The organism is Lentzea sp. NPDC042327 (assembly GCF_040647275.1).
Classification (GTDB): Bacteria; Actinomycetota; Actinomycetes; order Mycobacteriales; family Pseudonocardiaceae; genus Lentzea.
In genome coordinates, this window is sequence record NZ_JBEZBX010000002.1 from 253,307 (window position 1) to 270,224 (window position 16,918).

At 70.7% G+C, this 16,918-nt stretch carries 20 protein-coding genes; 12 read left to right on the plus strand and 8 right to left on the minus strand.

Annotated elements, in window-relative coordinates:
- Position 1: 1 nt before the first annotated feature.
- The 3 genes from AB0A63_RS05000 to AB0A63_RS05010 are packed head-to-tail and all read left to right on the plus strand — an operon-like array spanning position 2 to position 3,080.
- Complete coding sequence (locus AB0A63_RS05000) at positions 2–886, plus strand: sugar ABC transporter permease (RefSeq protein ID WP_360385464.1); 885 nt, start codon at positions 2–4, stop codon at positions 884–886.
- Positions 883–1,716, plus strand: a complete 834-nt coding sequence (locus AB0A63_RS05005) for a carbohydrate ABC transporter permease (RefSeq protein ID WP_360385466.1) — start codon at positions 883–885, stop codon at positions 1,714–1,716. The genes AB0A63_RS05000 and AB0A63_RS05005 overlap by 4 nt, the downstream gene beginning before the upstream one ends.
- Positions 1,713–3,080, plus strand: a complete 1,368-nt coding sequence (locus AB0A63_RS05010; protein WP_360385468.1) for a beta-N-acetylhexosaminidase — start codon at positions 1,713–1,715, stop codon at positions 3,078–3,080. Before AB0A63_RS05005 ends, AB0A63_RS05010 begins: the two co-directional genes overlap by 4 nt.
- On the opposite strand, the gene AB0A63_RS05015 is transcribed toward AB0A63_RS05010, so the two are convergent.
- Positions 3,081–3,311: a PspC domain-containing protein gene (locus AB0A63_RS05015; RefSeq protein WP_360385470.1), complete on the minus strand. Its 231-nt coding sequence runs from the start codon at positions 3,309–3,311 to the stop codon at positions 3,081–3,083.
- Between the two features lie 104 nt (positions 3,312–3,415).
- Here AB0A63_RS05015 and AB0A63_RS05020 point away from each other — a divergent pair, with 104 nt between their 5' ends.
- The 5 genes from AB0A63_RS05020 to AB0A63_RS05040 all read left to right on the plus strand — a co-directional run bounded on the left by AB0A63_RS05020 (position 3,416) and on the right by AB0A63_RS05040 (position 6,968).
- Complete coding sequence (locus AB0A63_RS05020) at positions 3,416–4,507, plus strand: XdhC/CoxI family protein (protein ID WP_360385472.1); 1,092 nt, start codon at positions 3,416–3,418, stop codon at positions 4,505–4,507.
- Between the two features lie 116 nt (positions 4,508–4,623).
- Entirely contained in the window at positions 4,624–4,755 is a 132-nt protein-coding gene (locus AB0A63_RS05025) for a hypothetical protein (protein WP_360385474.1), read from the plus strand.
- Positions 4,756–4,781: 26 nt separating this feature from the next.
- Entirely contained in the window at positions 4,782–5,873 is a 1,092-nt protein-coding gene (locus tag AB0A63_RS05030) for a CapA family protein (RefSeq protein ID WP_360385476.1), read from the plus strand.
- 62 nt (positions 5,874–5,935) lie between these two features.
- On the plus strand, positions 5,936–6,592 hold the full coding sequence (locus AB0A63_RS05035; RefSeq protein ID WP_360385478.1) for a DUF433 domain-containing protein: 657 nt from the start codon (positions 5,936–5,938) through the stop codon (positions 6,590–6,592).
- Positions 6,579–6,968 (plus strand): hypothetical protein, encoded by a 390-nt coding sequence (locus AB0A63_RS05040; protein WP_360385480.1) that lies wholly within the window; start codon positions 6,579–6,581, stop codon positions 6,966–6,968. Before AB0A63_RS05035 ends, AB0A63_RS05040 begins: the two co-directional genes overlap by 14 nt.
- An 18-nt stretch (positions 6,969–6,986) precedes the next feature.
- Here the strand turns inward: AB0A63_RS05040 and AB0A63_RS05045 are convergent, their stop codons facing one another.
- The 6 genes from AB0A63_RS05045 to AB0A63_RS05070 form a co-directional block, all read right to left on the minus strand.
- Positions 6,987–7,907, minus strand: a complete 921-nt coding sequence (locus tag AB0A63_RS05045) for an o-succinylbenzoate synthase (protein WP_360385482.1) — start codon at positions 7,905–7,907, stop codon at positions 6,987–6,989.
- Positions 7,908–7,915: 8 nt separating this feature from the next.
- Positions 7,916–8,440: a hypothetical protein gene (locus AB0A63_RS05050; protein ID WP_360385484.1), complete on the minus strand. Its 525-nt coding sequence runs from the start codon at positions 8,438–8,440 to the stop codon at positions 7,916–7,918.
- Positions 8,441–8,469: 29 nt separating this feature from the next.
- Entirely contained in the window at positions 8,470–9,861 is a 1,392-nt protein-coding gene (locus AB0A63_RS05055) for a HAMP domain-containing sensor histidine kinase (RefSeq protein ID WP_360385486.1), read from the minus strand.
- On the minus strand, positions 9,858–10,541 hold the full coding sequence (locus AB0A63_RS05060; RefSeq protein ID WP_360385488.1) for a response regulator transcription factor: 684 nt from the start codon (positions 10,539–10,541) through the stop codon (positions 9,858–9,860). The genes AB0A63_RS05055 and AB0A63_RS05060 overlap by 4 nt, the downstream gene beginning before the upstream one ends.
- Before the next feature lie 96 nt (positions 10,542–10,637).
- Positions 10,638–11,066 carry a hypothetical protein gene (locus AB0A63_RS05065; RefSeq protein WP_360385490.1) on the minus strand — a complete coding sequence of 143 codons (429 nt, stop codon included), beginning with the start codon at positions 11,064–11,066 and terminating at the stop codon, positions 10,638–10,640.
- A complete protein-coding gene (locus AB0A63_RS05070; protein WP_360385492.1) occupies positions 11,063–12,703 on the minus strand; it encodes a DNA repair helicase XPB in 1,641 nt (546 codons plus the stop codon). Before AB0A63_RS05070 ends, AB0A63_RS05065 begins: the two co-directional genes overlap by 4 nt.
- Positions 12,704–12,820: 117 nt before the next feature.
- Here AB0A63_RS05070 and AB0A63_RS05075 point away from each other — a divergent pair, with 117 nt between their 5' ends.
- The 4 genes from AB0A63_RS05075 to AB0A63_RS05090 all read left to right on the plus strand — a co-directional run bounded on the left by AB0A63_RS05075 (position 12,821) and on the right by AB0A63_RS05090 (position 15,468).
- Entirely contained in the window at positions 12,821–13,402 is a 582-nt protein-coding gene (locus tag AB0A63_RS05075; protein ID WP_360385494.1) for a hypothetical protein, read from the plus strand.
- A gap of 42 nt (positions 13,403–13,444) precedes the next feature.
- A complete protein-coding gene (locus AB0A63_RS05080) occupies positions 13,445–13,924 on the plus strand; it encodes a hypothetical protein (protein WP_360385496.1) in 480 nt (159 codons plus the stop codon).
- A 108-nt stretch (positions 13,925–14,032) separates the two neighbouring features.
- The gene (locus AB0A63_RS05085) at positions 14,033–14,566 is read left to right on the plus strand and encodes a hypothetical protein (protein ID WP_360385498.1); all 534 of its coding nucleotides are present in this window, start codon (positions 14,033–14,035) and stop codon (positions 14,564–14,566) included.
- An 86-nt stretch (positions 14,567–14,652) separates the two neighbouring features.
- Complete coding sequence (locus AB0A63_RS05090; protein ID WP_360385500.1) at positions 14,653–15,468, plus strand: hypothetical protein; 816 nt, start codon at positions 14,653–14,655, stop codon at positions 15,466–15,468.
- Positions 15,469–15,526: 58 nt separating this feature from the next.
- On the opposite strand, the gene AB0A63_RS05095 is transcribed toward AB0A63_RS05090, so the two are convergent.
- Complete coding sequence (locus AB0A63_RS05095) at positions 15,527–16,474, minus strand: ABC transporter substrate-binding protein (RefSeq protein ID WP_360385502.1); 948 nt, start codon at positions 16,472–16,474, stop codon at positions 15,527–15,529.
- Positions 16,475–16,918: the final 444 nt, after the last annotated feature.

Below are 16,918 nucleotides of genomic sequence, written 5' to 3' on the forward strand. Positions count from 1 at the left end.
CATGACCGCCAAGGGCCAGGGGCGGACCGCGTTCGCCTACCTGGCCCCAGCGCTGCTGGTGCTGGGCGGCCTGCTGGCCTACCCGATCTACCAGCTCGTGCTCATCTCGCTCTTCGACTACGGCCAGGAGCAGGTGAGCGGTGGTGCGCCGCTGGAGTTCCTGGGCCTCGGGAACTACCAGAGGCTGCTGGGCGACCAGCAGTTCTGGACCGTGCTCGGGCAGACCGTCGCCTTCGCGGCGGTCTGCGTGGTCGGCACCCTGCTCGTGGGCGCCTTCCTCGCGATCCTGGCCACGCGGGTCAGGACGTGGGTCCGCATGACGTTGTTCCTGGCGGCGCTCGGCGCGTGGTCCACGCCCGCCGTCGCCGGCTCGACGATCTGGCTGTTCCTGTTCGACGCGAACTTCGGGTTCGTCAACGAGGTCCTCGGCATCCAGGGCTTCTCCTGGACGTTCGACAGGTGGACCGCGTTCGGGCTCGTCGCCGCCCAGGTGATCTGGTGCTCGTTCCCGTTCGTCATGGTCACGCTCTACGCGGGCATCAAGGCGATCCCCGGTGAGGTGCTGGAGGCCGCGGCGCTCGACGGCGCCTCGGCGTTCCGCACGGCGTGGAGCGTCATCCTGCCGCTGCTGCGGCCGATCATCCTCGTGGTGACGATCCAGTCGATCATCTGGGACTTCAAGATCTTCACGCAGATCTACGTGATGACCAACGGCGGCGGCATCGCCGGGCGCAACCTCGTGCTCAACGTCTACGCCTACCAGCAGGCGTTCGCGGCGTCGGAGTACGGGCTGGGCGCCGCCATCGGCGTCGTGACGACCGTGCTGCTGCTGGTGGTCACGCTGTTCTACCTGCGCGCACTGCGCCGTTCCGGGGAGGCCCTGTGAAGCGCTGGCTGACCGAGGGCTTCGTCCTCGTCATCGCCGCAGTCGTGGCGTTCCCGCTGTTCTGGATGGTGCTGAGCGCGTTCAAGCCGGAGGACGAGATCATCTCGGCCGACCCGGTGCCGTGGACGACGCGGCCGACGCTCGACAGCTTCACGCGGGCGCTCACGGTCGCGAACTTCGGGCGCTACTTCGTGAACAGCATCGTCGTGGCGCTGATCGTGGTGGCGCTGAGCATCCTGATCTCGTTCCTCGCGGCGACCGCGCTGACCCGCTTCCGGTTCCGCAGCCGCACCACGCTGCTGATCATGCTGCTGGTCGTGCAGATGGTGCCGGTCGAGGCGCTGACCGTGCCGCTGTTCTTCCTGATGCGGTCGGTCGGCGACACCGTGCCGGTGTTCGGCCTGAACCACCTGGGCTCGCTCGTGCTGGTGCACCTGGCGTTCAGCCTGCCGTTCGCGATCTGGATGCTGCGCGGCTTCGTCGCCGCGGTGCCGGTGGAGCTGGAGGAGGCCGCCACCCTGGACGGCGCCTCGCGGTTCCGGTTCCTCTGGCAGGTGCTGTTCCCGCTCGTCGCACCCGGACTGGTGGCGACGTCCGTGCTGTCGTTCATCCACGCCTGGAACGACTTCCTGTTCGCCAAGACGTTCATCATCTCCGCTGTGGAGAACCAGACCCTGCCACTGGCTCTCCAGGTCTTCGTCAAACCCGACCAGAACGATTGGGGCGCGATCATGGCGGGCTCCACCCTGATGACCATCCCTGTGCTCGTCTTCTTCATCTTCGTCCAGCGCCGGCTCGTGTCCGGTCTCGCCGGGGCGGTGAAGGGATGAACCTGCTGCCACGTCCGGTGTCCTATGTGGATGGCGGAAGACTCGTCGACTACAAGGGCTGGGAGACCGTGCTCGTCGACGGTCCGCCCGGCGGCTACCGGTTGCTCTCCTCCGACGACGGCGTGCTGATCGAGGCGCACGACGCGGCGGGCGAGATGAACGCGCTGCAGACGTTGCGGCAGCTGCTCGGCCCCGGCGCGTTCCGCGCGGCGGGCGACAAGCCGCGGGTCATCCCGGCCTGCGAGGTCGTCGACTTCCCGCGGTTCGCGTGGCGGGGCGTCATGCTCGACGTCGCCCGGCACTTCCTGCCCAAGCGGGAGGTGCTGCGGTGGGTCGAGCTGCTGTCCGTGCACAAGCTCAACGTCCTGCACCTGCACCTCACCGACGACCAGGGCTGGCGCTTCGAGGTGAAGGCCTTCCCGAAGCTCACCGAGGTCGGCTCGTGGCGGGAGGACTCGCGGTTCGGCGACCGGCGCTCGGGCGGGCTGACAGGCCGTCCGCACGGCGGTTTCTACACCCAGGACGACCTGCGCGAGATCGTCGCGTACGCGGCGGCCCGGCACGTCACGGTGGTCCCGGAGATCGACATCCCCGGCCACTCGCAGGCGGCGATCGCGGCCTACCCGGAACTGGGGGTGCACGGCGGTGGCGTGTGGACCGACTGGGGCATCAACGAACGCGTGCTCAACACCGAGGAGTCCACAGCGGACTTCTACCGGGTGGTCTTCGACGAGCTGATGGACGTGTTCCCCGCGGAGGTCATCGGGCTCGGCGGCGACGAGGCACCCGGCCACGACGGCGAGCTGGTCCGCGAGATCGCGCGGCACCTGGTGCGCAGCGGGCGGCGGCCCTACGGCTGGGACGAGGTCCTCGACTCCGCCCCGCTGCCGGCGGGCACGGTCGTGGCGTCCTGGCGCGGCGTGGAAGGCGGTGTCACGGCGGCCCGCGAGGGCCACGACGTGGTGATGTGCCCCGAGGAGTTCGTCTACCTCGACTACCGGCAGTCCGGCTCGGACGACGAGCCCATCCCGGTGGGCACGGTGACGACGCTGGAGGACGTCTACGCGTGGGAGCCGGTCCCGGCCGAGCTCACCGGTGACGAACCGGGGCGCGTGCTGGGGGCGCAGGCGAACATCTGGACCGAGCACCTCGACTCGGCCCGGCGCGTGGACTACGCGGCGTTCCCGCGCCTGGCGGCGTTCGCCGAGGTCGTGTGGTCACCGGCGGAGAAGGACCCGGAGTTCGTGCGGCGGCTGCGCGAGCACCACCTGCCGCGGCTCGACGCCCTGGGGGTGGAGTACCGGCCCCTCAACGGTCCCCACCCCTGGCAACGGCTACCCGGCGTTCCCGGTTTTCCACGGTGATCACATCGCGGCGTCTTCCTCGGGCATGAGGATCCACGCGGCGACGTAGAGGACGGCGCCGGTGCCGAAGCCGAGCAGCGTGGCGGCGACCAGGACGATCCGCAGCAGCGCGGCGTCCACGCCGATCATCTTGGCCACGCCGCCGCAGACACCGGCGACCATCTTGTCGCTTCGGCTGCGCCGGAGCTTCTTGACCTTCGTCGTCGCTTCGTCGAGCACGTTGTTGTTCATGGCTCAAGAATCGTCGGTTCCGGGCGGTCGCACATCGGTGACCACCCGGAACCTGACCCTGAGTCGTACTCTGGGGGTCATGGACTCCCCGGAGGCGGTACGCCGTGCGTGATGTCCTGTTCGAGCTGGCCGACCGGGTCGCGAACGGCGAGACCGTCGGCGTCGGGACGGTGGTCGCGACGTTCAGCTCGGCACCCCGGCCGGCCGGTGCGGCGATGCTCGTGACCGGGGACGGCCAGGCGATCGGCAGCGTGTCCGGCGGGTGCGTCGAAGGGGCCGTCTACGACCTCGCGCAGACGACCGGCGAGCCGGTGCTGCAGCGCTACGGCGTCAGCGACGACGACGCGTTCGCCGTCGGCCTGACGTGCGGCGGGATCATCGACGTCTACGTCGAGAAGATCAACGCGGAGACGTTCCCGCAGCTCGGCGAGGTCGTGGACACCGTTCGCGCCGGGGAACCCGTGGCCGTCGCGACCGTCGTCGAGCACCCGGACCGCATCGGGCAGCGGATGGTCATCTGGCCCGATCGCCGCTCGGGCACGCTCGGGTCGTCCCGCGCCGACGACGCCGTCACGGACGACGCGCGCGGCATGCTCGCGAGCGGGCGGTCCGGCGTGCTCCGGTACGGCCCGGACGGCCAGCGCCGCGGCGAGGGCATGAGCGTGTTCGTGAACTCGTTCGAGCCGCCGCCGCGGATGCTCGTGTTCGGTGCCATCGACTTCGCCGCCGCCATGGCGAGGCTCGGCGCGTTCCTCGGCTACCGGGTGACCGTGTGCGACGCACGGCCCGTGTTCGCGACCCGCACCCGTTTCCCCGAGGCCGACGAGGTCGTCGTCGCGTGGCCGCACAGGTACCTGCGGGCCGAGGCGCCCAAGCTCGACGAGCGGACGGTGATCGCCGTCCTCACGCACGACCCGAAGTTCGACGTGCCGCTGCTGGAGGTCGCGTTGCGGCTCAAGGTCGGCTACGTCGGCGCGATGGGTTCCCGCCGCACGCACGAAGACCGCCTGCGGCGGTTGCGGGAGGCGGGGCTGACCGAGGGCGAGCTCGGCGCGCTGGCCTCGCCGATCGGCCTGGACCTGGGCGCCAGGACACCGGAGGAGACCGCGGTGTCGATCGCCGCCGAGGTCATCGCCCTGCGGTGGAGGGGAACCGGCCGCCGGCTCGTGGACCTCGGTGCACCGATCCACCACTGAACGGCCCGGCGATCGCCGAGGTCAGCGGCGAACTCGCCGGCCAGTTCGCGGAACACCTGGCGAGCACGGCGGCTTCCGGGGATGCTGACGAGGTGGCGCAACAGCAGCATCTCCGAGTGGTTCCCGACGAGCCGATCGACCTGATCGACACGGCAGGCGTTCCGGCGTTGAAGCGCGTGCTCCCCGTCGCGGCCGGTGTACTGGCCGTCGTGCTGTTACTGGCCCTGCGACGCAGGCGGCAGCGCTGAAGCGTGCTCACCGGTGGCCGGCCCTCGTGCTGGCCGCCGGTGTCGCGCTGTCCGGGTGCACCGGCTCACCGGTCGTGCTCACCTCGGCCCCGGTGCCACCGTCGTCCCCCTCACCGGTCCCGCCGCCGGCCCGCTCGTTCACCCTCACCGCCGGCGGCGACGTGCTGGTCCACCCGGCGCTGACCGACCAGGCGGTCGCCGACGGCGGTGCCGCGGGCCGCGACTTCCTGCCGTTGTTCTCCGGCATCCGCGACACGCTCAAGGCCGACCTGTCGCTGTGCCACCTGGAGGTGCCGCTGGGCAAGAAGGAGGGCCCGTTCTTCGGCTACCCGTCCTTCCTCGCCCCGCCGGAGGTCGCGAAGGGCCTGGTCGACGTGGGCTACGACGCGTGCTCGACCGCCTCGAACCACACCCTCGACCGCGGCGTCTCCGCGATCACGACGACGCTGGACGCGATGGACGCGGTGGGGCTCAAGCACACCGGCTCGTACCGCACGCAGCAGGAGTCGGCCACACCCCTGATCCTCGACGCGAACGGCGTGAAGGTCGCCCAGCTGTCGTTCACCTACGGCTTCAACGGCATCCCGCTGCCCCAGCCGTGGCGCGCGAACCAGATCGACGCCGACAAGATCCTCGCCGACGCGCGGGCCGCCCGCGCCGCCGGAGCCGAGGTCGTCGTGCTGTCCGTGCAGTGGGGCAACGAGTACCAGCACGCCGTCACCGCCGAGCAGAAGGCACTGGCCCGCCGGCTGCTGGCCGACCCGGCACTCGACCTGATCATCGGCACGCACGTGCACGTCGTGCAGCCGTTCGAGAAGATCGGCACCAAGTGGGTCGCCTACGGCCTGGGCAACGAGGTCGCCCGGCACGCGGAACCCCGCGGCGTCACCGAGGAGGGCGTGGTCGCCCGCTTCCGCTTCGAGCAGGGCCCGGCCGGCTGGTCCGTCACCGAGGCCTCCTACACCCCGACCCTGGTGGAGCTCGGCCCGCCGATCCGGCTGGTGGACCTGACGCGGGTGCCCGCGACGGAACGGCGGACGCAGGCGGTCAGCCGCACCGAGGAGATCGTGTTCAGCCTCGGCGCCAACCAGCACGGGCTGGTCAGAGGGAAGCCCTGACCCGTTCGAACCGCTCGGTCCAGCGCTAAGATCCGAATGTCGGTTCGGGAGGAGGTGCGGTTGTGGTCGACAAGCTCCACGATCCGTTGTTGACGCCGAAAGAGACCGCGAGGCACCTGCAGATTCCTCGATCGACGCTTGACCGGTGGTTGCGTGAAGAAGCAGATGGCGCTCCACTGGTCCACCGAGTCGATCCTGATCGGCGTGGCTGGCCGTCAGTGCCTTTCGTGGCCGTGGTGGAGGCATACGTCCTCCGGTCGCTGCGTGATCTCGGGCTTCGAATGAACAAGATCCGAGACGCGGCCGAGGCCGTGCGCCGGGAGTTCGACACCCCGTACGCGCTGGCAACTCGCAAGATCGCGACCGAGGGTGTCGACATCTTCTTGGAGTACGCCGACGGAGACATCGCACGCGTCGGTGATCAGCAGAGACCGATTCGCGATTTGTTGAAAGCACACATGAAATACATCGGGTGGGACACCGGCGACGGGTTGGCGGCGTCGCTCAGGTTGAGGCAATATCCCGATGTCGCTCCTGTGATCATCGATCCCCGCTTCGGCTGGGGAGCCCCGGTGATCGAGGCCAACCACGTGCCGGTCAACGCGATTGTCGACATGTGGCTCGCCGGCGACTCCCTGAAGGAAGTCGGATACGAATACGACCTCACTCCGGAACAAGTCGAATCGATCTGCCGAGCCGCCCAACGTGTCGTCGCCTGAATTCTTCCTGGACAGAAGCCTTGGCCGAGGGGTCGCCGAAGGTCTTGCTCGTCTCGGGTGGACCGTGCACCGCATCACCGATCACTTCCCCGATGACGCGCAGTTCACCGCGGACGACGAGTGGTTGGAGTACGGACTGGACCGGGGCTGGGTCCCGTTGTGCAAAGACGGGCGGATCAAGGGGCGGCCACCTGAGCGGCGGCCTGTCGAGGACAGGCTGGCGGTGCTCTTCTACCTCGACAACCAGCAGCTCCGCCGAGACGAGATGATCAGCAGGTTCCACAACGCGCAGGCCGCGATCCACCGCGCCGTGACGCGGGGCGGCCCGGCGATCTACGCGGTGAAGGAGGACGGCATCAGGCGCACCTGGCCGTGAGGTGCGCAGCCCGTGGAGTCAGAGGGAAGCCCTGACCCGGTCGAACCGCTCGGTCCAACGCCGGTCCACGACCTCGAACTCGCCGATCCGGTCCGGCACCGGCGCCTTCGCCGGCACGCGCAGGTAGCCGTTCTCCGGCTTCAGCGACTCGCTCGTCACGTCGCCCTGGAACAGCTCCACCGTGGCGAGCCCGCACGCGTGGTCGAGCTCGGGCAGTGCCGCGGCCAGCGCGATCCCCGCGGCCATGCCGACCGACGTCTCCAGCGCCGACGACACCACGCACGGCAGCCCGCACGCCTCGGCGATCTCCAGCGCCCTGCGGACGCCGCCGAGCGGCGCCACCTTGATCACCGCGATGTCCGCGGCGCCCGCGACGGCCACCTTGAGCGGGTCCTCTGCCTTGCGGATCGACTCGTCGGCGGCGATCGGGACGGTCGTCCTCCTGCGCACCTCGGCCAGCTCGTCGAGCGTGCGGCACGGCTGCTCCACGTACTGCAGGCCGCCGGCCGCGCGGTCCATCGCCTTGATCGCCCTGACCGCCGTGTCGACGTCCCACAGCATGTTCGCGTCGACCCGGACGTGGCCCTGCGGCCCCAGCGCGTCCCGGACCGCCTCAAGCCGCGCGCAGTCCTCTTCGAGCGTGCTCTCGGCGACCTTCACCTTGGCCGTCGCGCACCCCGACCTCGTCACGATCTCGTGCGCCCGCTCCGGACCGACGACCGGCACGGTGCAGTTGACCGGCACCCTGTCCCTGAGCGGCCGCGGCCACCCCTCGTACGCCGCCTCCAGCGCGCACCGCAGCCACGGCGCCGCCTCCTCGTCGTCGTACTCCTCGAACGGGCAGAACTCACCCCACCCCGCCGGCCCTTCGACCAGCACGCCGGTGCGGGTGGTGATGCCGCGGAACCGGACGTTCATCGGGATCGAATAGACGTGCACCGCCCGATTCAACCGCACCGGCGCCCCTCCAGCGAATGCCCGCCGCCGCGCAGGTGCACCGTCCCCACCGCCTGCACGGCGAGCAACGTGCACACGATCTGCCTGACCGCGTTCCGGCTCAGCAACGACACGTCCGTCGACACCGTGACGTCCAGCCCGCTCTCCACCCGGTCGACCGTCGCGGGCGCCGCGTCGAACGGCACCTCCGTGCTCAGCCCGCGCTGCTGCTCGTCGCCGCTGGGCCCCTGCGCGAGCAACGCCACGACGTCGCGGCCGGTGAGGCTGCCCTGGTCGCGGGCGACGGGCACGACCTGGCCGGCCGCGACCCAGTAGACGGACGGGGAGGGGTTCTCGACGGGACCGCTCGGGGCCTGCAGGCCCGGGATGACGCCGGTGGGGCGGATGCCGCAGGAGGCGAGGACCGCGACCGCGAGCACGGCCAGGATCGTCGGCGCGAGCTTGCGCAGGCGTCCCCTCGCAGGGGACCCCCGTTTTCCATTCTTCCAGCCGGCACCGACAGTTTTCGGGCTCACACCGGACTCCCAGTCGGCGGCTCCCCGGCTCACGCCGCACCCCCGGCCCGCAACGGCTCCCCGACCGGCAGCCGCAGCGTGAACACCGCACCCCCACCGGGCCGGTTCGCCGCCGTCAGCGTGCCACCGTGCAACCGCGCGTTCTCCCATGCAATCGCGAGCCCCAGCCCGCTGCCCTCCGACCGCCCCCGAGCCGAGTCGGCCTTGTAGAACCGCGCGAACACGTGCGGCAGCACCTCCTCCGCCAGTCCGGGCCCGGAGTCCGCCACCTCGATCACCAGCCACGACCCGTCGACCGCCAGCCGCACGGTGACGGGCGGGGCGCCGTGCCGCACCGCGTTGCCCACCAGGTTCGCCACGACCACGTCCAGCCGCCGCGGGTCGAGCCGGGCGCGCACCCCGTCGGGCAGGGTGGCGGTCACCTCGAAGCCGCGCAGCCGCAGCGTCGCCCGCACGACCTCGGCCACGTCCACGTCGTCGAGTGCCAGCGCGGCGGTGCCCGAGTCGAAGCGGGTGACCTCGATCAGGTCGTTCACCAGCCGCGTCAGGTTCTGCGTCTCCCGGTTCACCAAGCGCGCCGCCTGCCCGGCCACGCCCGGCAGTGCCGCGGTCTCCGCGTCCAGCACGTCCGTCACCGCCGTCATCGCGGCCAGCGGCGTCCGCAGCTCGTGCGACACGTCGGCCACGAACCGGCGGGCGTCGGCCTCCATCCGCCGCAGCTCGCCGACGTGGTGCTCCAGGGAGGCGGCGGTGCTGTTGAACGTCGAGGCCACGTCCGTCAGCTCGTCCCTGCCGCGCACCGGCACCCGTGCCGACAGGTCGCCCTGGCCGAGCTGGAACGCCGCCATCCGCAGCGCCCGCACCGGCCGCAGCACGCCCTGCGCGGCCAGCAGGCCCAGCGCCAGCGCCAGCACGAGGCCCGCGCCGCCGATCAGCCACGCGTTGCGGGCCAGCTCGTCGATCACCTCGGCCTCGCTGGTGAACGGGCGCAGCGCGTAGACCTCGATGCCGGACTCGCCACCGCCGGACACCCGCAGCTGCATCCCGATGACCAGCCACACCCGGCCCGCGTGCGACACGCGCTGCCAGCCGACGTAGCCGAACGACACGTGCCTGCGCAGCTCCGGCGTGATCACCGAGGGGTTCATCGAGCCCGCCGTGACGCCGTGCGCCGTGGCCAGCGCGTCGCCCTCCCGGCCGGACACGCGGGCCGCGATGCGCTCCAGGACCAGCGCGTCCACCGGGCGGGCGGGCAGCGGGTAGAGCTGCTCGACCCGGTTCGTGGTCTCGGTGACGGCCCGGTCCTGCGCGCGTTGCACGATCGCGTCGCGGGCCCGCACGTACCCGGCGCCCGCGACCGCCACTGCGGTGAAGACGCTGATGAACGCGAACGAGAGCAACAACCGCAGGCGCAGCGTCACAGCGGTCCGAACCGGTACCCGAAGCCGCGCACGGTCTGCACGTACACCGGTGCCGCCGGGTCGTCCTCGACCTTCGAGCGCAACCGCTGCACGCACGCGTCGACCAGCCGCGAGTCACCGAGGTAGCCCTGGTCCCACACGCTCTCCAGCAGCTGCTGCCGCGACATCACCCGGCCCGGCGCCGCCGACAGCTCCAGCAGCAGCCGCAGCTCCGTCGGCGCCAGCGCCACGGGCCGGCCGAGCCGGGTGACCACGAGGCCGTCGCGGTCGATCGTCAGGTCGCCGTACCGCTCGGTCTGCACGCTGGGCTGGCTGACCGCGAACCGCCGCAGCACCGCCCTGATCCGCGCCTCCAGCACGCGGGCCTGCGCCGGCTTGGCCACGTAGTCGTCCGCGCCCGCCTCCAGCCCCGCGACCACGTCGATGTCGTCGTTGCGGGCGGTCAGCATGATGATCGGCAGGTCGCCCGCGGCCCGGATGCGGCGGCACACCTCGAACCCGTCCACGCCCGGCAGCATCAGGTCGAGCACGACCACGTCCGGGTTGTCGCCCCTGGCCAGGAGGTCGAGGCCCTCCTCGCCGGTGCGCACCGCCGTCACCGCGTGGCCCTGGTAGGTCAGGGCCAGCGACAGTCCTTCCCGGACCGCCTCGTCGTCCTCGATCAGCAGTACGCGCGGCATGTCCTCCAGCCTTCCGGACGGGTCTCATGAGGACGTCCGTGCGACGTCATCGTTGCGCAACGACCGCACGGGCGCAGCGGGCGCAGTGGGCGCCGATCAGTCCAGTGCGGCGGTGTGGCGCAGCTGTTCGGGGGTCGGGTCGGCCCGCAGCACGGCGAGCGCCGCCGCGAACCGGTCGAAGCGCCGGTCCAGGTCGGCGAGCTCGCGGGTCGGTTCCGCGACCAGCGCGGCCCGGCCCGGCTTCGCGGGTGCCAGTGCGAGCGCGGCGCGGACCGGCACCGAGCGGCGCAGTGCCACCAGCAGCGTCCACAGCCGCCGCTCGACCAGCGCCACCCGCACCGGGTCACCGGTCACGGCGAGGAAGTCGGTGCGGGCGGCGGTGGCGCGGCGGAGCTGTTCGGGGCACGTGAAGTCGGTGGACCGGACGACCTGGGCCTCGGGTGCGGCGGCGGCGAGCGACCGCTCCGACCGGAACCGGCCGCGGGGCGGGGGTGCGGCCGGGTTCCACATCCACCAGGTCGTCATCCGACCAGGTCGTCCGCGTCGACGATCTTGTACGCGTACCCCTGCTCGGCCAGGAACCGCTGCCGGTGCGCCGCGTACTCGGTGTCGAGGGTGTCCCGCGCGACCACCGAGTAGAAGTGCGCCTGCCGTCCGTCGCCCTTGGGCCGCAGCAGCCGGCCGAGGCGCTGGGCCTCCTCCTGGCGCGACCCGAAGGTGCCGCTGACCTGCACCGCCACCGACGCCTCCGGCAGGTCGATGGAGAAGTTGGCGACCTTGGACACGACCAGCGTGCGCAGCTCGCCCCGGCGGAACCGGTCGAACAGCTCCTCGCGCTCCTTGTTCTTCGTCGACCCCTTGATCACCGGTGCGTCGAGCTCCTCGCCCAGCTCGTCGAGCTGGTCCAGGTAGGCGCCGATCACCAGGGCGGGCTCGCCGGGGTGCCGCTCCAGCACCCGCCGGACCACCGGGATCTTCGTCCGCGCCGTCGAGCAGAGCTTGTACCGCTCCTCCGGCTCGGCCGTCGCGTACAGCAGCCGCTCGTTGTCCGTGAGCGTCACCCGCACCTCGGTGCACTCCGCGGGGGCGATCCAGCCCTGCGCCTCGATGTCGCGCCACGGCACGTCGTACCGCTTCGGCCCGATCAGCGAGAAGACGTCGCCCTCCTGCCCGTCCTCCCGGACGAGGGTGGCGGTGAGCCCGAGCCTGCGCCGCGACTGCAGGTCCGCGGTCATCCGGAACACCGGCGCCGGCAGCAGGTGCACCTCGTCGTAGACGATCAGGCCCCAGTCGCGCGAGTCGAACAGCTCCAGGTGCTTGTACTCGCCCTTCGACCTGCGCGTGATCACCTGGTAGGTCGCGATGGTGACCGGCCGGATCTCCTTGCGCTCACCGGAGTACTCGCCGATCTCCTCCTCGGTGAGGCTCGTGCGCGCGATCAGCTCCCGCTTCCACTGCCGCCCAGCCACGGTGTTCGTGACCAGGATCAGCGTGGTGGCCTGCGCCTCGGCCATCGCCGCCGCGCCGACCAGCGTCTTGCCCGCGCCGCACGGCAGCACCACGACCCCGGAGCCACCGGCCCAGAACGCCTGCGCCGCGAGCCGCTGGTAGTCGCGCAGCTTCCACCCGTCCTCGGCGAGCTCGATCGGGTGCGCCTCCCCGTCGACGTAGCCCGCCTGGTCCTCGGCCGGCCAGCCGACCTTGAGCAGCAGCTGCTTGAGCCGGCCGCGCTCGCTGGGGTGCACGATCACGGTGTCGTCGTCGATGCGCGCCCCGAACATCGGCGCGACCTTCTTGTTCCGCAGCACCTCTTCGAGCACCGCGCGGTCGGTGGTGGCGAGCACCAGGCCGTGCGCCGGGCTGTTGCTCAGCACGAGCCGCCCGAAGCGCCCCATCGTGTCCACCACGTCCACCAGCAGCGGCTGTGGCACCGGGTACCGGCTGAACCGCACGAGCGCGTCCACCACCTGCTCCGCGTCGTGCCCGGCCGCGCGGGCGTTCCACAACGCCAGCGGCGTCACGCGGTACGTGTGCACGTGCTCCGGCGCCCGCTCCAGCTCGGCGAACGGCGCGATGGCCGTTCGCGCCTCATCGGCCAGCGGGTGGTCTACCTCAAGCAGCAGCGTCTTGTCCGACTGCACGATCAGGGGGCCATCGGTCACCTGCCCAGTCTCCCTGACGGTGCCAAATGCGCTGCTGTCGCCATCACGGCGGACGCGGGAGCGGGCAACTGTGAGCCGACACACCGAGCCAACACCCCGTGTCGTACGTTCTCGCGCATGAGCACCGAGTCGACTGATCCCGTCGAGCCCAGCGCGCAGCCACCCGCGGCCGAGGCGGAGTCCGACGAGTCGCCCAAGGGCAAGAACAGCTGGCTGAAGTTCGTCATCGTCGGCGTGCTGGCGGTGGTGCTGGTCGGCGGTGGCGTGTTCGTGTTCACGCAGATGGGCGGCCTGAACGCAGGCGACTGCGTGAGCGCGTCGCCGCAGGACGTGGACAAGCCGGACGGCGAGTGGAACGTCAGCTCGCAGGGCTGCGGTGACCAGGAGGCCACGCACAAGGTGGCGAAGGTGCTGGGCAACGCGGACGACCCGTGCCCGGACGAGGGCATCTACGAGCCGGTCAAGTCGGGCGGGGACTCGCTGTGCCTCATGCCGAACCTGGCCGAGGGCAACTGCTACACCTCCAGCGACGACGGCGCCTTCAAGAAGGAGGCGTGCACCGTCGAGTCGCCGGTGAAGATCGTGAAGAAGGTCGACGGGCTGCCCGAGGAGGGCACGGTGTGCCCGGAGGGCTCCAGCGAGCTGCGGTTCAGCGAGCCCGCGTCGGTCTACTGCATGGGTGTGCACGAGAACGCCTGATCCGGTGATCAGCCGGCTCGGACGGCTGCCGATACCCAGGCCATGAAGAAGGTCGGCCTGGGTGTCGCTGCCGTCGTCCTGCTCGCGTTCGGCGGCCTGCTGGTCGTCGACCAGCTCCAGTCCGGCCCGAGCGCGCACGTCGGCGACTGCGCGCGGATCTCCGGCGGTCAGGACGACCCGGTCTACCAGGCGCTGGCGTGCGACGAGGGCGGCGCGACCGTCAAGATCGCCAAGATCCTGCCGCGCGACGACGACAGCTGCCCGTCCGGCGGCATGGACTACTCGACGTTCACGGGCGAGTCGACCTTCTGCCTGATGCCCAACTTCCACGAGGGCGCCTGCTACGGGCAGGACCGCGAGACCGGCATCGCCCAGGTCGACTGCGCCACCAGGGACTCGGTCCGGGTCGTCAAGGTGCTCACCGGCAGGACCGACCGCTCTGCCTGCGGGGATGCGCGCGCGGCGGTGTTCCCGGAGCCCGCCACGACGTTCTGCCTCGAACGCGGCGACAAGCAGCCGTAACGTTTTCGCAAAGCGCCAGCGGTGTCCGCTTCCGCCTGGCAGCCTCTGCTCCGGCCTTGTCGGGGGGCACGGGCCGCCCGAGGTTGAGCGGAAGCGAGAGAACAGCACATGAGCACGGAGCAGGTTGCGCCCATCGCAGGGCCGCAGCCCGAGGCGAAGAAGCCGAGCGTTCTGAAGAAGATCCTCGGTTACGTCGTCGGTCTGGTCGTCGCGGCCGTCGCGATCTACGCGTTCAACTACTTCACGAACGACGACGCGCAGGCGAAGGTGGGGGACTGCGCCCACATCACCGGCACGACGAACAACCCGGACTACAAGGCGGTCGACTGCGCGTCCGCCGAGTCCAACTACGTCGTCGGCCAGGTGTCCGGGGTCTGCAAGGGCGACTACGTCGAGTACAGCCACTCGCAGCGCCGCGGCCCCAAGACCAAGCTGTGCCTGGCGCCGGTGCTCGTCGAGGGCACCTGCTACGCCGACGACGGCGACAACGTGAACCCCAAGGTCGTCGGGTGCGCGGAGACCGCCACGTTCAAGGTCACCAAGGCGGTCAAGGACGCCGCCGCACCGGAGTGCGCGGAGGGGGAGAAGGCCTACGCCTTCCCCGAGGCCAAGCTGAACTACTGCATCGGCACGCCCGCGTAGCAGCAGGCCGGACCACGGGGGAGACCGGAGTCGCGACCGCGCGGCTCCGGTTTCCCTTTTGCGCGCCCCCGTCGGAGAGGAACCCAGTGACGACGCCCCACCACCCGCAGCAGCCGGGCCCGTACGGCCCGCCTCCCGGCGGCCAGCCCCCGCAGCCCTACGGCCAGCAGCCGTACGGGCAGCAGCAGCCCTACGGTCAGCAGCCCTACGGCCAGCCCGTCCACGGTCAGCAGCCGCCGCCGGGCTACGGAGCCGGCCCCTACGCGCAGCCCGGTCCGTACGGCCCGACCTCCGGTCAGATGCCACCCGGTCAGATGCCGCCCGGCATGCCCGGCCAGCCGATGCCGTACGCCCCGCCGCCCAAGTCCGGCGGTGCCGCGGGCAAGGTCATCGGCGCCGTGTTCGTGGTGCTCGTGCTGGTCGGCGGGTTCATGGTGCTGCGCGGCGTGTTCGGCAGCAGCGAGCCGTCGGCCAAGCCGGGCGACTGCGCGAACATGACCGGCACGACGATCAGCCCGAACTACAAGAAGGTCGACTGCGGGTCGCCCGAGGCGAACTACATCATCGCCAAGGCCTCGAAGGACACCTCCGACGCGTGCCCGAGCAAGGAGTACGCGTCCTACCACCAGTCCGGCCGGCGCAAGGAGACGCTGAAGCTGTGCCTGGTGGAGAAGCTCGAAGAGGGCCGGTGCTACGAGGACCCGATGGCGGGCATCAGCCTCGCGGGTCCGAAGGCGATCGACTGCTCCAAGGGGCAGAACAGGTACTCGACCCAGAAGTCCTACAAGGTCGACAAGGTGGTCAGGCAGGCCTCCGCGGACTGCGGCGAGAGCACGCCCGTGTCCTACGCCGAGCCGGCGCCGGGCCTGACCTACTGCCTGAGCGCACTCGCGGAGAAGTGACCGAACGACGGAGGGCGGGTCACCGGGGGTGACCCGCCCTCCGCCGCTGGGAGAAGCGCTAGTTGATCGTGCCCGGTGGCAGCAGCTGCTGCACGTCCAGACGACCGGACAGCACGTCCTCGGTGTCCATCATGTCCGCCACCCGCTGGAGCCGGACGGGGTTCAGCGACAGCGGGAACGTGCCCACCGACACGAGCGCCGCGGTCGGCGCGTCCACGTCGGCGTAGGTGGTCAGCGAGTCCTGCACGGCCAGCTTGTTGGCCTGCGCGCGCTGCTGCGCCTCGCGGAGCACCTCGCGGAACGCCTTGAGCGTCTTCGGGTTCGCCTCGGCGAACTTCTTGGTGGACGCGTACCCGGACATCGGGAAGTCCAGTGTCGGGCCGCGCGCGGTGTCGGTGAGGATCTTCGCGCCGATGTTGCGCTGCGCCTTCGTGATGAACGGCTCGATCATGAACGCCGCGTCGACCTTGCCCGACTTCAGCGCCTCCTCCATCGCGCCGAAGGGCATCGGGCGGAACTGGATCTTGCCCCGCTCGACCGCGGCGGTGCCGAGCACGGCCTTCGTGGTCAGCGAGCCGATGTCGGTCTCGCTGTTCACCGCGATGATCGGCGACGGCCGCTTGCCGGGGTCGTCGTAGTCCGAGTTGGCGGGCGTGACCAGCGCCATCGAGTTCGGGCCCGCCTGGTAGGCCTCGCCCTGCAGCTGCAGCTCGCGGTTCTTCTCCGTGGTCGAGGCGACGGCCGAGAAGAAGCTGACGTGCGTCGCCCACGTGAGGTCGAGCGTCGTGTCGAGCTGGCCGATGGCCTCGGACTCGTTGGTCTGCGGGACCAGCGTGACCTGCAGGCCGTACTTCTCGAACAGCTTGTCGGTCAGCGCGATCCGCAGCGGGGCCACGTCGACCACCTGCGCGACGCCGATGCGCAGCGCGGTGCGTTCCAGGTCCGCGCCACTGCCGCTCGACGAACTTCCGAAGAGGCTGCAGCTCGCGGTCAGAACGCATGTCATGAGCACTGCGACAAGCCGCAGAGCGTTGGCTCGGGTAGCCATGGCACCTCTCGCCGGTTGGCCTTGAGTAGCATCAAGTTGATCAGTGAGTGTCGCCACAGGCCGGCCGTCCGCAGTCCCAACAGGGCGTTCGGACGGTCATGAGGCATGCCGACAACCGGGGATGTTAACCACCTGAACGTATGAAACGACACCCCGTCTCGACACGGTGAGTGCTTCTGGAGACTTCCCCCGAGCGGGGGCTGACCATTACGCTCCCGGCCGGGTGGCACAGGTCGTGTAGACCGGGGTGTCTGTGGACGGGGTAGGGCGCCTCAGCGGGCGAACGACCTCTGTGCTGCAATTCCGCCCGTTTGACGAGTCCATGCTCGGTCCTGGGGAGAGACCGGGACACTGCTGCTGGAAGAGGAAGCCCAGAGTGGCCCGACGTGAGAGAGGTCCCAG

What these genes read in the sequence shown, in the direction of transcription:
- AB0A63_RS05060 (WP_360385488.1), bottom strand. Translation starts at nt 10,541, where the DNA reads ATGCCGCGCGTACTGCTGATCGAGGACGACGAGGCGGTCCGGGAAGGA.
- AB0A63_RS05010 (WP_360385468.1), top strand. Translation starts at nt 1,713, where the DNA reads ATGAACCTGCTGCCACGTCCGGTGTCCTATGTGGATGGCGGAAGACTC.
- AB0A63_RS05085 (WP_360385498.1), top strand. Translation starts at nt 14,033, where the DNA reads ATGAGCACGGAGCAGGTTGCGCCCATCGCAGGGCCGCAGCCCGAGGCG.
- AB0A63_RS05015 (WP_360385470.1), bottom strand. Translation starts at nt 3,311, where the DNA reads ATGAACAACAACGTGCTCGACGAAGCGACGACGAAGGTCAAGAAGCTC.
- AB0A63_RS05095 (WP_360385502.1), bottom strand. Translation starts at nt 16,474, where the DNA reads ATGACATGCGTTCTGACCGCGAGCTGCAGCCTCTTCGGAAGTTCGTCG.
- AB0A63_RS05075 (WP_360385494.1), top strand. Translation starts at nt 12,821, where the DNA reads ATGAGCACCGAGTCGACTGATCCCGTCGAGCCCAGCGCGCAGCCACCC.
- AB0A63_RS05065 (WP_360385490.1), bottom strand. Translation starts at nt 11,066, where the DNA reads ATGACGACCTGGTGGATGTGGAACCCGGCCGCACCCCCGCCCCGCGGC.
- AB0A63_RS05000 (WP_360385464.1), top strand. Translation starts at nt 2, where the DNA reads ATGACCGCCAAGGGCCAGGGGCGGACCGCGTTCGCCTACCTGGCCCCA.
- AB0A63_RS05080 (WP_360385496.1), top strand. Translation starts at nt 13,445, where the DNA reads ATGAAGAAGGTCGGCCTGGGTGTCGCTGCCGTCGTCCTGCTCGCGTTC.